Source organism: Planotetraspora thailandica (assembly GCF_016863335.1).
Lineage (GTDB): Bacteria > Actinomycetota > Actinomycetes > Streptosporangiales > Streptosporangiaceae > Planotetraspora > Planotetraspora thailandica.
The window spans coordinates 22,333-36,551 of record NZ_BOOR01000045.1; the positions used below are offsets into that span (position 1 = coordinate 22,333).

Sequence of the window (14,219 nt, forward strand, 5' to 3'; positions counted from 1 at the left end):
TCAGGCGCCCCAGGCCTCGAATTCGTAGATGCGGGCGGCCGGATCAGAATTCTGCGTCGGTTTGGTGATGTTCAAACGAACGTATCGGGCGCTGACCGAGGCCGGGTGGGTGGTGGTCGCCGCGGTGTTGCCGGTGACCGTCGCGACGGTGGTCCACGGGTCGGAGGTCGAGGAACGGACCTGGATGGTGAAGTCGACGGTGTTCCACGACGGGGACTCGCCTCCCGTCTCCGCGTGATCGACGACGAACCGGTTGAGCGACCGGACCGACCCGAGGTCGGCCTCCAGCCACTTGTCCGCGGTCAGCGCGCACCACTTGGTGGAGGTGTTGCCGTCGACGGCCTTGTCGGGCCCCTCGCCGGCCGCGCACTGGCTGGAGGACGTCACCGTGGCGTCCTGCATGAGGTTCATCTCGGACGGCACGTCACCCGACCAGGCGACCTTCGCCGGCGTCGCGGGGGAGCGGCCGAACTCGGTCGACACCGCCAGCACTTCGATCTTCGTTTTGGTCTCCGTGCCGACGCGGTCGAGCCGCGGCACGTAGTAGACGGTGTTGGGGGTCGCCCCGAGGAAGGTCCGCGTGCCGTCGGGGTTGCGCCGGTACACCTCGTAGTGGTGCACCGACCCGTGCGCCGAGGGCCGCCACGAAAGCCGCAGCGACTTCCTGAGGGGCGACACGTCCGTCGTGCCGTCCACGGTCAGCCCGGTGGGCGGCGCCGGGCGCTCGACCGGGCCGTCGTACACGGCGATCTGGCCGATCCGCACGTCGTAGGAGTCCACGGCGGTCGGCGCCGACGCCTGGAGGCCGATCTGCGCGATCGTCCTGCCGGCGTACGCCGACAGGTCGAGCGTCTTCTTCTCCCAGCCGTTCCCGCTGGTCGAGCCGAGGTCGAGGGTGGTGAACTCGGTCGGCGCGTCGGTGAAGGAGACGGCCGCCTTCAGGTCGGTCGGGCCCGCCGCAGGGGTCTTGAGGACGACCGACAACTTCGTGTGGCGGGTCACGGGCAGCTTGGTCTCGTACAGCCGCACGGTGTTGGTGGCGTCGAGCCTTCCGGTGAGGCGGAGCGACGATCCGCCGTTGTAGGCGTCGCCGAAGTCGATCGACGGCTTCAGCTTGGTGCCGTCCGACGACACGATCCAGCGGTAGGTCGGCAGCACGTCCTGCAGCGACAGGTTGTTCCACCCGCCGGTGCGCACCCGCGTACCTTCGACGTTGTAGAAGTCACCCTGCCCGGTGTCGAACCCGGTCACGAACGGCTTGGAGGTGACCGGCGTCGACTCGGCGATGTAGGTGGACAGACCCTTCCACGACGAGGCGGTCGTTGTGTCGGACGGGTCGCCGTTGGCGCCGACCCAGTAGCGGGAGTCCCTGGCGTAGAAGTCGGCCCGGCTCGTCGAGGACTTCCACGTCCATTCCGGGCGGTAGATGCCGAGCGACGTGACGTGCGGCTGTCCCGCCGGGAACAAGGCGTTCCAGTTCACGGACGTGTTGTAACCGTTCGCCTCGGTGTCGATGCCGGAGTACAGGTCGTACTCGCTGCGCCCGAGCGCCTGCGCGTTGGCGCGCGAGGAGGCGAGACCGGCGGCGGACCACCAGAAGTTGAGGAACATCGAGTTCGACACCGGCGACGGGTCCGACAGGAACGAGTCGTTGGCCGGGGTGAGCGCGTTCTGCCAGGACACCGCGCCGTCTTCCGTCATCGAGTCGTACCACATGAAGTCGACGTCGGGGTGCTCGGCACGGGCGTACTTGATCATCTCCCGCATCGAGGTCGCGAGGGCGGCGTCTCCGCCGCCGGTCTCCTGGTTGACGAACCAGCCGTCGAACCCGTAGTACTTCGCGACCTGCGCCATCTTGTCCGCGACGGGATAGGCGGAACCGGACTGCTGCACGAAGTCGCGCACCCACTGCAGCTGCCCGCCGTACGCGGCCGGAGGGAGGTAGACGTTGCCGTACACCTTGACGCCGTTGCGGTGCGCGGCGTCGATGACCGTGGCGTTCGGGGCGAGGATCAGGCCCTCGCTCGCCGAGCCGCCCCAGAAGACGAGCGTGTCGACGTACTGCCAGTAGCCGAAGGCGTAGTAGTTGGCGTCGAGGGACCCCTGGGACGGGTTGCCCGAGGTGGGCGCGAACGAGACCAGGGACGCCACGCGGCCCTCGCCCGCGTGGGCGTTCGCGTTGGACTTGAGGGCGGGGTCGGCCGTACGCGGCTGCAGCGGGACGCTCGACCGGTTGAACCGCGCGTCGGGGTCGGTGGCCGGGTCCCAGTCGAGGATCGTGTCGGGATACCAGTACGAGGCGTGCGGCTGGCCGCCGGTCGCGGCGGCCGGAGCCGCGTCGGGCAGCGGCTCCGCGCCGGCCGGCACGGTGAAGAACGCCGTCGCCATCGCCGCCGCGCACAGCGCGGGAATGACTCTTAATCGCATACGAGATCTCCTGGGGGGGTCAGGACACTGCCGATTCCGCGAGCGAGAAGGTAGGTGGGGTCGGCCGCGTGCGCCGCGCCGACGATGGCGAGCGGACCGGCCTGGCGCAGCCGCACCCACTCGCGGTGGAAGGGGCTGCCGGGGGCGACCTCGCCCCGCCGCTCGGGCTGGGTGCGCAGGTCGACGTCGCACACGAGGGCCGGCCGCGATGCGGGAGCCGTACGGTTCGCGCGCTGTTCGGCGACGACCGCGGCGAGCTCCCGGGTCGCCGGCTTGATCGCGTGGTCGACGGTGAACAGGCCGAGGTCGTATTCGCGGTCCGGGAAGTCGGCCAGGCCGCGGTCGAGGTCGTGCGAGCACCACCAGGTGACGCCGTAGAGGGCGGGGTTGGCGGTGACCGCGTCGAGCATGCCGCGGACGAACGCGGGCGCGTCCTGCTCGCCGATGTCGGGCCGGGGCGCGCCGACCTCCTGCAGCCAGACGGGCCGCGCCGGGTCCGCGGAGGTCGCCGCCGCCAGCTCCACGAGGTAGTCGGCGTGGGTGACGGTGGCCGGGCCGAGCGGGCCGTCGATACCGGAGACGCCGTTGAACACCCAGGAGTGCACCGTCGTCAGGTCGCCGATGCCGACGTTGTCGGCCGGGTGGAAGGGGTGGTCGGGCTCGTACCAGCTGCCGTCGTAGAGCGAGTGCAGGCTGAGCAGGTGGGGGGCGGCCTTGCGGGCGACCTCGACCAGTTCGGCGGCCCACGCGGAGGAAGCCTCGGGGGTGGTGGCGTTCGACGGCCACAGGTTGTTGACCTCGTTGCCCAGCGTCACCGCGAACACGTTGCCGCGGGTGGCGACGGCCCGGGTGAGCCGGTCGACGTAGGCGACGATCCCGTCGCGCACGGCGGCGTCGGTGAACAGGCTGCGCCGATGCCAGGTGAGCACCCACGACGGCAGGAAGTCGAAGCTGGACAGGTGGCCCTGGAGCAGGTCGACCGAGACGTCCAGGTCGAACTCGGCGGCCACGTCGATCAGGGCCAGCAGGTCGTCGATGCCACGCTGCCGGATCAGCGTCCGGTTGGGCTGGATCCACGGCCAGATCGGGAAGACGCGGACGTGGTCGAGCCCGATTCCCGCCAGGTCGGCGAAGTCGCGCCGGGCGGCGTCGGCCGAGAAGTCGAGCCAGCTGTAGAACCAGCCCGACGAGGGCACATAGTTCGCGCCGAAACGCAAAGGGGTGGTCAGGCCTGGCGGTTGGGGTGTCACTCGTCCTCCGGCTGCGGGTGGCGCCGGGCGGTCCTCCCCCCAGCGCTTGGACCGGACGCAGCCTAAACCGTTTTAGTTATCCTGCCAAGGGCGGGGCCCCGGTGCTCTCCCTCACCACGAGCCGGGGGGTCGGCGTGCGGTGGTCCCTGCGCAGCCCCGGATCGCCGATGATGCCGAGCAGCACCTCGGCCACCTCGGTGCCGAGGGCGAACGTGTCGCGCGACAGCGCCGTCAGCGCGGGGTGCACGATGCGGGTGAGCACCGAGTCGTCGAACGCCACGATCGACAGCTCGCCGGGCACGGCCACGCCCATCTCGGCGGCGACCCCCAGCCCGGCGACGGCCATGAGGTCGCTGTCGTAGACGATCGCCGTGGGCCGGCCGGGCCGCGACAGCAGCATCCGGGTGGTCGTGGCGCCCTCGGCGTCGCTGAAGTCGGTGGGCAGCGAGACGACGTCGGCAAGGCCGAGCCGCCTGGCCGAGTCGCGCAGGGCGCGCATGCGCCGCTGGGTGTGCTGGAAGGCCGGCAGGCCCGCGACGTGGGCGATCCTCCGGTGGCCGAGCGCGGCGAGGTAGTCGACGATCGACAACATCGCCTCCCGGTCGTCGGCCCACACGCTGGGCAGCGACCCGTGCCTTCCGGGCCCGCCGAGCACGACGGCGGGCACGTCCAGACTCTCGACGATCTCCACGCGCGGGTCCTTGACCTGCAGGTCGACCATGATGAAGCCGTCGACGCGGTGTTCGGAGGCCCACCGCCGGTAGACCTCGATCTCGGCCTCGGTGTCCTCGACGACCAGCAGTTCCAGGGCCACGGACTGGGCCGACAGGCCCGCCTGCAGGCCGGACAGGAGCTGGGCGAAGAACGGCTCCACGCCGAGGGTGCGGGCCGGGCGGGCGATGACGAGGCCGACCGCCCCCGCGCGTGCGCCGCCGAGGGCGCGCGCGGCGGTGTGCGGCCGCCAGTTCATCTCCTCGGCGGCCTTGAGGATGCGGGCCCTGGTCGCCTCACTGACCCCGGGCCGGCCGTTGAGCGCGAACGAGACCGCGCCCTTGGAGACCCCGACGCGTCGGGCGATGTCCTCGATGGTCGGTCGCGCCACGGTGTGCCTTTCTTCGTTCCTGCAGGTCATCGGCACGTCGCCCCGAACCCCTGCGCCAAGAGGATTGTCGGCGGATCGCGGCATCCCTTGACACGAAGTCTAGTGGGGTGGATAGTCCCCGTTCACTAGAGCGGTTTAGTAACCGGTCGTCTGCGGGAGAAGTGATGCGCAAATACGGGATAAAGCTGGCCGCCGTCGTGGCAGGGCTGGCGTCGCTCGCGGGATGCGGGCTCGGAGGCGCCGACACGTCGAGCGGAACCCCCACCGCCAGCGCCTCGGGCGCAGTGACGGGGAAGGTGAGCCTGCAGACGTGGGCGCTCAAGCCGAAGTTCACCGACTACGTCCAGGGCGTCATCGACTCGTTCGAGAAGAAGTACCCCGGGGTCCAGGTGGAATGGCTCGACCAGCCCGGCGACGGCTACGCGGAGAAGGTGCTGAGCCAGGCGTCCGGCGGCACTCTGCCCGACGTGACCAACCTGCCGCCTGACTTCGCGCTGCCGCTGGTCAAGCAGGGCCTGCTCCTCGACGTGGCCACGGCCGACCCGAAGGTGACCGAGGAGTACGTCCCCGGAGGTGTCGACGGCTACAAATACGCCGGATACGAGGGCGTGTACGGCTACCCCTGGTACCTCAACACCGACGTCAACTACTGGAACTCCGAGCTGCTCTCGAAGTACGGGCTCGACGCGAAGAAGCCGCCGACCACGCTCGACGAGCTGATCGCCGCGGCGAAGACGGTGACGGAGAAGTCCGGCGGCAAGGTCTACCTCATGAGCCGCAAGCCGACTCTTATCGACCTGACCAACGCCGGCGTCCCGGTCATGTCGCCGGACGGCAAGAGCTTCACCTTCAACACCCCCGAGGCGGCCGCGATCCTCGACAAGTACCGCGACGCCTTCAAGGACAAGTTGATGCCGCGTGACGTGCTGACCACCAAGTACGCCGGCAACACGCAGCTGTTCAACTCCCAGACGGTGGCGTGGACGACCGCGGGCGGCAACTACATCACCAGCCTCGCCGCCGAGGGCAACCCGACGCTCGCGCCCAAGGTCGTGCCGTCGCAGGCGTTCGGCACCCCGCCGCTCTACGTCCAGGGCCTGTCGATCTCCAAGTCGACCAAGAACCTTCCGGCCGCGATCGCGCTCGCCCGGTGGGTCACCAGCGCGGAGAACCAGGCAGCCTTCGCGCACCTCGTCAACATCTTCCCGAGCACCAAGGCCTCGGCGGACGACCCGTTCTTCAGCAAGAGCGACGGCACGAACTCCGGCGACGCCAAGGTGATCGCGTTCAACTCGCTCTCCACGGCGAAGATCCTGCAGCCCGTCCAGGTCACCCAGGCGATGGCCGACTTCATCGACCAGCAGTTCGCCCTCGCGATCAACGGCGACGAGCCGTCGCAGAAGGCGCTCGACGACGCCGTGGCCAAGTGCAACCAGCTGCTCAACGGCTGATGTGACGCCGCGTACGGGGGCCCGGCCCGGGGTCCCCGTACGCGGCGCGCAGGAGATGAAATGACACACAAGCGCTGGTTCACCCCATGGCTGCTCATCGCCCCCGCGGCGGTGTGGCTCGTGGTCTTCAACGCCCTGCCGGCGATCAACACGCTGATCCTGTCGTTCACCAACGCCAAGCCGCTGGGCGGAGGGACGTTCGTCGGCTTCGCCAACTACACCCGCATGTTCGACGACCAGCAGCTCGTGGACGCGCTGATCAACAGCATCGTCTACATGGTGGTCTGCGTTCCGCTGTTGACGCTGCTGCCGCTCCTGCTCGCGGTGCTGGTCGAGAAGAAGCTGCGCGGGATCGCCTTCTTCCGCATCGCGTTCTACACCCCCGTGCTCGCCTCGGCGGTCGTGGTCGCGCTCATCTGGGGCTGGCTGCTCAACGACCGGGGAGTCATCAACGGGATGGCGGAAGGGCTCGGTTTCCTGAGCGAGCCGCTGCCGTTCCTCTCCGACCGCTGGCTGCTGCTGCTCAGCGCGATCAGCCTGACCGTCTGGAAGGGCCTCGGCTACTACATGATCATTTACATGTCGGCGCTCGGCAACGTGAGCCGTGAGCTCCACGAGGCCGCCGCCGTCGACGGGGCCGGGCCCGTGCGCCGGTTCTTCTCCGTCACCGTGCCCGGCGTGCGCAACACGATGTTGCTCATCTCGGTGCTGATCTCGGTCTTCGCGTTGCGGGTCTTCTCCGAGCTCTACGTCCTGTCCAACGGCACGGGCGGACCCGGCGGCCGCGACATGTCGCTCGTGATGCTCATCCAGCTGTACGGCCAGGGCCTCACCGGGCATCTCGGGTACGCCTCCGCGCTCAGCGTCCTGCTGTTCGTCGTCACGGTCGGCCCGATGGTGTTCCTGGCACGGCTCAACCGGAAGGAGTCGTAGCGATGGCCCGGAGTGGTCGCGGGTTCAACTCGATCTCGCCGGCGGAGAAGGTGGTCCGATACGCCCTTCTCCTGGTCGTGCTGGTCATCACGGTGGGCCCGTTCCTGTGGCAGCTTTCCACGTCTCTCAAGAGCGTCAGCGAGGACGTCTTCACGCAGACGCCCACCTTCATCCCCCAGCACCCGACGTTGTCGAACTTCGCGGAGGTCGCCAAGACGATTCCCGTCTGGTCGTACGCCGGCAACTCGCTGATCGTCGCCGTCCTGGTCGTGCTGGGGAATGCGATCGGGGCGACGTTCGCCGGGTTCGCGCTGGCCAAGTTGCGCTTCCGGGGTTCGAAGCTGGTGCTCGGGCTCTTCCTCGCGACGCTGATCCTGCCGAGCGAGGTCACGATCATCTCCCAGTACGTCATCGTGCGCGGGCTCGGCTTCGCCGACACGCTGATCGGCGTCGCGCTGCCGGGGGCGATTCAGATGCTGAACGTGCTGCTGATGCGCACGGCGTTCCTCTCGATCCCGGCCGACGTCGACGCCGCCGCGATCATCGACGGCGCCACCGCCTGGCAGCGCCTGATCCGCATCGGCCTGCCCAACGTGCGGGGCATGCTCAGCGTCGTCGTGATCTTCTCGTTCATCTTCGCGTGGGACGACTTCCTGTGGCCGCTGATCGTGCTGACCGATCCGGACAAGTACACGCTCACCGTCGGGTTGCAGTACCTCAACGGCACGTTCAGCTCCAACCCGCGCCTCATCGCCGCGGGCACGATGATCGCCTTCCTGCCGATCGTCGTCGTCTTCGCGCTGCTCCAGCGGTTCTTTTTCAAGGGCGTGGACGCAGGCGCGATCAAGGGCTAGCCCCGTTGTCCGTACGTCAGTCTGAAGCAGGTCCAGGCCGGGATCGCAGTCGCCTCCGATGGCGCGATCCCGGCCTTTCGCCGCGCCTGTGACGGCGCTGCCGGGACCCCCTGTGGCACACTCAATAGAACAGTTATAGAACTGTCTACATGAGTTATAGAACTATGGGAGGTCCGATGAAGGACCTGGCAGAGCGAGGGCGGTTCGGCGACTATGGCGGCCTGTTCGTGCCGGAGTCGCTGGTGGCGGCATGCAGGGAGGTGGAGGGCGCTTTCCGGGAAGCACGATCCGATCCAGGGTTCCGGGAGCGCCTGGAGACGCTGCTGGCCCTGCACGTGGGGCGGCCGACGCCGTTGACGCCGGCGCCACGGCTGTCCGCGGAGCTCGGCGTCACCCTGCTGCTCAAGCGGGAGGACCTGACCCACACCGGCTCCCACAAGATCAACAACGTGCTGGGCCAGGCGCTGCTGGCCACCAGAATGGGCCGGACGCGCCTGATCGCCGAGACCGGTGCGGGGATGCACGGCGTGGCCGTCGCGACCGGCGCCGCTCTGCTGGGGCTGCGGGCGACCGTGTTCATGGGGGAACGCGACGTCGAACGCCAGGCGCTGAACGTGTTCCGGATGCGCATGCTGGGCGCCGAGGTCGTAACGGTCGGCGCCGGCAGCCGTACCCTCAAAGACGCCACCAGCGAAGCGATGCGCCACTGGGTGAGCGCCACCGAGGAGGCGTACTACTGCGTCGGCTCCGTCGTCGGGCCCACCCCGTACCCGTGGATGGTGCGCGAGTTCCAGCGGGTGATCGGCGACGAGGCACGCGGGCAGTGCGCCGGGGCATTGGCGAGCGCCGTGCCCGACTACGTCGTGGCCTGCGTCGGCGGCGGCTCCAACGCGGCGGGCACGTTCGCCGGCTTCGTCGACACCGCCGCCCGGCTGGTCGGCGTCGAGGCGGAGGGCGGCGCCGGCGCGAGCAGGGGGCGGCTCGGTGTGCTGCACGGTTTCCGCTCGCTGTTCCTGCAGGACGAGCACGGCCAGATCACCGAGGCGCATTCCATCGCCGCCGGCCTCGACTACCCGGGGGTCGGGCCCGAGCACGCGTACCTGCGCGACCTGGGCCGGGCCCGCTATGTCACGGTCTCCGACGAGGAGGTCGTGGGCGCGGCGGTGCGGCTGGCCCGTACCGAGGGGATCGTCCCCGCGCTGGAGTCCGCGCACGCGATCGCGTGGGTGATCCGCGCGGCCGTGGCCGGCGAGCTGCCGCCTGGTGCGACGGTCCTGATCACCCTGTCCGGCAGAGGCGACAAGGACATGTCAACGCTGAAGGAGCTGGTATGAGCCTCGAAAGGCGGCTGCGCGACCGCGGCCGGAAGCTGCTCATGCCGTACGTGACCGGCGGCATCACCGACGACTGGACCGGCTACCTGCGGTCTTTCGCCGCCGCCGGCGCGGACGCGATCGAGCTCGGCCTGCCCTTCTCCGATCCCACGCTCGACGGCGCCACCATCCAGGAGGCGTCCGACGCGGCGCTGGCGCGTGGCGCGACGGCCCACGGCATCCTCGCCGAGATCGACGGCCTCGGCCTGGACGTGCCGCTGGTCGCCAGCACCTACTACAACCTGGTGCTGCGCGACGGGACGTCGGCGTTCTGCGCGGCGCTGCGCCAGGCGGGGATCGCCGGGCTCATCGTGCCCGACCTGCCTTTGGAGGAGGCCGGCGAGCTCGCGGAGGCGGCCGCCGCCACCGGCATCGACCTGGTCCTGCTCGCCTCCCCGTCGACACCGTCACCGCGACTGTACGAGATCGCGCGTCGCAGCCGCGGCTTCGTCTACGCCGTCTCCCGGATGGGCACCACCGGAGAACGGGCCGCGCTCGCCGAGTCGGCCGGGGCGCTGGCCGAGCGGATCAAGCAGGTCGGCGACCTTCCCGTCTTGCTAGGATTTGGCATTTCCACGCCGGAGCAGGCCGTGGAAGCCGCACGCCGCGCAGACGGTGTCGTCGTCGGGGCCGCGATCATGCGCCGGATCCTCGACGGGGCAGGTCCGGACGACGTCGGCACCTACGTCACGGCGCTGCGGCGGGCCCTGGACCAGGAGAGTGACGAAAGACGATGACCCGCGACTCCGGACACGAAGCGAGGTACCGCGCCATCGCCGCCGACCTCGCCGCGAAGATCCGGGCGGGACACTACGCCCCCGGCGAGGCGCTGCCGTCCCAACGCGACCTGAGCGCCTCGTACGGGGTCACCCTCATGACGCTTCGCCAGGCGCTTCGGCAGCTCAGCGACGAAGGGCTGATCAGTCAGCAGGCCGGCCGCGGCACGTTCGTGTCTCCGCCCCACCTGACGTACCAGCTCGGCTCCCTGCAAAGCTTCGTCGACGACCTGCGGAAACAAGGCCACGAGGTGCGCACGGTCGTCGTCGGGCAGTCCTTGCACCGGATCCCGGCACGGGTCGCGACCCAGCTGCGCACCGCCCCCGGCGAGACGGCGCTGCGGCTGGAACGAGTGCGTGAGTTCGCCGGCCGCCCGGCGATCCACCAGGTCTCCTGGATCCGCCGGCCGTCCGCGGAGCGCGTCCGCGACGTGGACTTCACCACCGTCTCCCTCTACGCCGCCCTCGCCGACGGCGGGGTCGCGGTCGCGCGCGCGTCGGAGAAGATCCGGCCCGGCCTGCTCGACCCGGCCATCGCGTCCCACCTGGGCGAGCCCGGCGGCAGCCCGGTCCTCCTCAGCGACCGCGTCACCTACACGCTCGACGCGACCGCGGTGGTCGCCGACCGCGCCACCATCCTCGGCAGCATGATGGAGATCCGCACCGACCGGGCCGCCACCGGGCTCTCCCTCACCTGGGGCGCCAGCAGCTAGCCCGCGCGTCCAGCGGGCTCGCCTCAGCGGGCGGGCAGGCTCGGATGCGGCTTGCCCAGGGTGTTGAGGAGGACCCACCGTTCGTGATCACGCCAGGCGCCGTCGATGAACAGCAGCTCCGGTGCAAGCCCCTCGTAGCGGAAGCCGGCCCGCTGGACCAGCTTGATCGAGCGGGTGTTGTCCGGCTGGATCTGCGCCTCCAGCCGGTGCAGCCGCAGGTTCTCGAACGCGTGGCGCACCACCAGTCCGAGGCCTTCGGACATGTACCCCCGGCCGCCGAACGGGGCGAAGGCCGCGTAGGCGATGGCGGCACTCTGCAGACGCCCGCGGATGATGCTGTTGAGGGTGACGTAGCCGGCGACGGCGCCGGTCTCGCGCTCATAGACGAGGTGCGCTTCGGCCGCCTCCGGATCGTCGTACCGCCGCATGAAGGCCTGGAAGTCCTCCGGCGTGGCGGGCAGGTTCATGTACGGATAATGAAGCTCGGCGCTGGCCCGGACCAGGCCGATGAACTCGTCCTGGTCATGGACGGTGAACGGTCGCAAGGTCACGCGGGAGGGGGCAGACGGTTCGGGTCCGTCGCCGGCAACATGCTGGATCACGGCGCAAAAGGCTACCGGGATTTCCAGGGAAACGGTTGGGCGAGGGGGATCGGGTCGGGGGAACGCCAGGGCCTGACCCACAGCTCGTCGTCCCGCCTGATCGGCTGCCCGCAGTGGTCGCACGTGGCGCGCGGGCCCCCGGGCCCGGTGGCGTGGCCGCACGGCCGGTGGACCACCCGCATGGACGGTGAGGACTCGCCGGCGCGGGTGTGCTCCTCACCCCAGGCGGCCAGCGCGTGCAGCACCGGCAGCACGCCGGCGCCCGCGTCGGTCAGGCGGTATTCGTGCCGCACCCGGCGGCCCTCGGTGTAGGGCACCCGGGCGAGCAGGCCCGCCTCGACCATGCGGGCGAGCCTGTCGGACAGGATGTTGTCGGCGATGCCCAGCTCGGACCGGAACGCCTCGAACCGGGTGGTGCCCAAGGTCGCGTTACGCAGGATCAGCAGGGTCCACCGCTCACCGATCACGCCGACCGCGCGGCCGATGGGGCAGGGGCCGGTCGCCTTTCCGCGTGGCCGGGCCGTCACGCCGCCCCCCTCACATCTCGGGTGCCTTGCACGGAGAAATTCCAAGGCGTAATGTCGGATATATCTTAACTTGCATATTGCAAGTTGTCAGGTGAAAGCGGCTACGCCGCCGCCGGTCGATCCCCACGCCCGCGTTGCGGGGCCAGGGGAGGGGTGATCGATGTCAGGCCGGCTCTCACCACGAACCACACCCGGCCGGTGCCCGCCGAGGCGTCGACGGACCGCCGGCAGTGAGGGGGGACGACATGACGACCCGCACACATGAGACGATCGACACCGTTCACGAGGTGCACCGGCTGGCCGTCGCCGTCGACGCCTCGTTCGACGACTTCAAGAGCCGGTACGAGCGGGCGGTGCCCCGGCTGGACGCGCAGGTCTTCGACCGGCTCATGAGGGAGCACGCCGACTGGGACAACGTCCTGCGGGCCACCGCGCTGAACGCACCGCATGGCTTCATCGTCTACTGGAGCTTCGACGTCACCGCGCTCATGCGCCTGGCCGGTGACACGTGGCGGTGCACCGAATACCTGATGGGCAACCACACCATCGCGCAGCGGATGTTCCGCCACCATCCCGGCATCATGCTGTACGCGCCGCTGCGCACCGGGATCTACGAGGATTGGCGCGGCACGACGTGGTTCTCCGTGGACCAGCCCAGCGCGCAGTTCGCGAGCTTCGGCGACCCGCGCATCGCGGAGGTCGGCCTCGAGCTGGATCACAAGCTGGCCGCTCTGCTCGACCACCTCGGCGTGCCCCCACCCGCCCGTCTCACCGCCCGATGAGAGGAGCCGGCCATGAGCGTGCTCGCCGGATATCAGCGCGAGATCTATTTCGACGGCCTGCGGGGCGTGCTCCCGGTGCTGCCGACCGACCTCGGTGCGCTGGAGCGGGTCGCCGCCGAGCGGCTCGAACCGCGCGCGTTCGGCTACGTCGCGGGCGCCGCGGGCACCGAGTCGACCGCACGGGCCAACCGGGACGCCTTCGAGCGGCGGCGGATCGTGCCGAGGATGCTGAGCGGAGTCACCGAACCCGACATCGCGGTGGAGCTGTTCGGCGAGCCGATGGCCTCGCCGGTGCTCCTCGGCCCGGTGGGCGTTCTGACGATCATGCATCCGGACGGGGAACTCGCCGTGGCCCGCGCCGCGGCCGGGCTCGCCACGACGATGGTGCTCAGCACGGCGTCCGGGCACCCGATGGAGGAGGTGGCCGAGGCGAATGCGGGCGGCAGACGCTGGTACCAGCTCTACTGGCCGAAGGGCCGCGACCTGGCGGAGAGCTTCCTCGAACGGGCCCTCGCCGCGGGCTACCGCACCCTCGTCGTCACACTGGACAACCACACGCTCGCCTGGCGGCCCCGCGACCTGGACCACAGCTACCTGCCGTTCCTGCGGGGCGTCGGAATCGCCAACTACGTCACCGATCCGGTGTTCCAGAAGGCCATCGGCCATCCGGTCGGCGAGCACTACCTGCGCGACGCCGCCATGGCCTGGGCCGCCGTATTCGGCGATCCGTCGCTCACCTGGGACGATCTTCCGTTCCTGCGCAGGCACTGGGACGGGCCGATCGTGCTCAAGGGAATCCTGCACGCCGACGACGCGCGCCGGGCGGCCGACGCCGGGATGGACGGCGTCGTCGTGTCCAACCACGGCGGCAGGCAGGCCGACGGCGCGATCGCCGCGTTGGACGCCCTGCCCGCCGTCGCCGCGGCCGTGGGAGACCGGCTCACCGTGCTGTTCGACAGCGGCATACGCACCGGATCCGACGTGATCAAGGCGATGGCCCTGGGCGCGCGGGCCGTCCTGCTCGCCCGCCCCTACGCGTACGGGCTCGGGCTGGCCGGGGAGGCGGGCGTCCGCCATGTCGTCCGCAGCCTGCTCGCCGACCTGAGCATCACGATGACGGTGTGCGGCATCCCGGTCCTCCGGGAGGTCACCGCGGACGTGCTCGCCGGGTCGTGACCGCGCGCGGGGCCGGCTCACGCGGCTGCCGCGGCCTCCCCCACCTGCCGCAGGGCGGGGGAGTGGCCGTGCTCCGTGAGGTAGTGCCCCATCCCGACGATGAGCACGATGGGCCATTCGACGATTTCGAGTACGCCCAGCACGCCGAGGGCGGCGTAGAAGACGAGGTGGTCGGGTGGAGGCATGACGAGCGTGCCGAGAACCGGCACCGTGATCTTCGGCCGTGCGGGGACGGTGGATCGAGCCATGGCAT

Annotated in this window: 14 protein-coding genes; 8 read left to right on the forward strand and 6 right to left on the reverse strand. The window is 70.1% G+C overall.

What is annotated here, in order from left to right:
- The 3 genes from Pth03_RS27130 to Pth03_RS27140 form a co-directional block, all read right to left on the reverse strand.
- On the reverse strand, positions 1–2,427 hold the full coding sequence (locus tag Pth03_RS27130) for an endo-beta-N-acetylglucosaminidase (RefSeq protein ID WP_203947230.1): 2,427 nt from the start codon (positions 2,425–2,427) through the stop codon (positions 1–3).
- Positions 2,418–3,677, reverse strand: a complete 1,260-nt coding sequence (locus tag Pth03_RS27135) for a glycoside hydrolase 5 family protein (RefSeq protein ID WP_239119400.1) — start codon at positions 3,675–3,677, stop codon at positions 2,418–2,420. The genes Pth03_RS27130 and Pth03_RS27135 overlap by 10 nt, the downstream gene beginning before the upstream one ends.
- A 76-nt stretch (positions 3,678–3,753) precedes the next feature.
- Positions 3,754–4,779 (reverse strand): LacI family DNA-binding transcriptional regulator, encoded by a 1,026-nt coding sequence (locus tag Pth03_RS27140; protein ID WP_203947231.1) that lies wholly within the window; start codon positions 4,777–4,779, stop codon positions 3,754–3,756.
- A gap of 164 nt (positions 4,780–4,943) precedes the next feature.
- On the opposite strand from Pth03_RS27140, the gene Pth03_RS27145 reads away from it, so the two are divergent.
- The 6 genes from Pth03_RS27145 (at position 4,944) to Pth03_RS27170 (ending at position 10,879) form a co-directional block, all read left to right on the forward strand.
- A complete protein-coding gene (locus Pth03_RS27145; protein WP_203947232.1) occupies positions 4,944–6,230 on the forward strand; it encodes an ABC transporter substrate-binding protein in 1,287 nt (428 codons plus the stop codon).
- A gap of 60 nt (positions 6,231–6,290) precedes the next feature.
- Positions 6,291–7,163 (forward strand): carbohydrate ABC transporter permease, encoded by an 873-nt coding sequence (locus Pth03_RS27150; RefSeq protein ID WP_203947233.1) that lies wholly within the window; start codon positions 6,291–6,293, stop codon positions 7,161–7,163.
- A gap of 2 nt (positions 7,164–7,165) precedes the next feature.
- Positions 7,166–8,017 carry a carbohydrate ABC transporter permease gene (locus tag Pth03_RS27155; RefSeq protein WP_203947234.1) on the forward strand — a complete coding sequence of 284 codons (852 nt, stop codon included), beginning with the start codon at positions 7,166–7,168 and terminating at the stop codon, positions 8,015–8,017.
- 176 nt (positions 8,018–8,193) lie between these two features.
- Complete coding sequence (gene trpB / locus Pth03_RS27160) at positions 8,194–9,351, forward strand: tryptophan synthase subunit beta (protein WP_203947235.1); 1,158 nt, start codon at positions 8,194–8,196, stop codon at positions 9,349–9,351.
- Positions 9,348–10,127, forward strand: a complete 780-nt coding sequence (trpA, locus tag Pth03_RS27165; protein ID WP_203947236.1) for a tryptophan synthase subunit alpha — start codon at positions 9,348–9,350, stop codon at positions 10,125–10,127. Before trpB ends, trpA begins: the two co-directional genes overlap by 4 nt.
- The gene (locus tag Pth03_RS27170; RefSeq protein ID WP_203947237.1) at positions 10,124–10,879 is read left to right on the forward strand and encodes a GntR family transcriptional regulator; all 756 of its coding nucleotides are present in this window, start codon (positions 10,124–10,126) and stop codon (positions 10,877–10,879) included. The genes trpA and Pth03_RS27170 overlap by 4 nt, the downstream gene beginning before the upstream one ends.
- A gap of 23 nt (positions 10,880–10,902) precedes the next feature.
- Here Pth03_RS27170 and Pth03_RS27175 read toward each other — a convergent pair whose 3' ends face one another.
- Positions 10,903–11,430 (reverse strand): GNAT family N-acetyltransferase, encoded by a 528-nt coding sequence (locus Pth03_RS27175; RefSeq protein WP_239119401.1) that lies wholly within the window; start codon positions 11,428–11,430, stop codon positions 10,903–10,905.
- Positions 11,431–11,492: 62 nt separating this feature from the next.
- Positions 11,493–12,008: a winged helix-turn-helix transcriptional regulator gene (locus Pth03_RS27180; RefSeq protein ID WP_203947238.1), complete on the reverse strand. Its 516-nt coding sequence runs from the start codon at positions 12,006–12,008 to the stop codon at positions 11,493–11,495.
- Positions 12,009–12,253: 245 nt separating this feature from the next.
- Here Pth03_RS27180 and Pth03_RS27185 point away from each other — a divergent pair, with 245 nt between their 5' ends.
- Together Pth03_RS27185 and Pth03_RS27190 are read left to right on the forward strand one after the other, a co-directional pair.
- Positions 12,254–12,790, forward strand: coding sequence for a DUF302 domain-containing protein (locus Pth03_RS27185; RefSeq protein ID WP_203947239.1), 537 nt, complete (start codon positions 12,254–12,256; stop codon positions 12,788–12,790).
- 12 nt (positions 12,791–12,802) lie between these two features.
- Positions 12,803–13,966 (forward strand): alpha-hydroxy-acid oxidizing protein, encoded by a 1,164-nt coding sequence (locus Pth03_RS27190; RefSeq protein ID WP_203947240.1) that lies wholly within the window; start codon positions 12,803–12,805, stop codon positions 13,964–13,966.
- 17 nt (positions 13,967–13,983) lie between these two features.
- Here Pth03_RS27190 and Pth03_RS27195 read toward each other — a convergent pair whose 3' ends face one another.
- Positions 13,984–14,214 carry a hypothetical protein gene (locus Pth03_RS27195; RefSeq protein WP_203947241.1) on the reverse strand — a complete coding sequence of 77 codons (231 nt, stop codon included), beginning with the start codon at positions 14,212–14,214 and terminating at the stop codon, positions 13,984–13,986.
- Between the last annotated feature and the right edge of the window lie 5 nt (positions 14,215–14,219).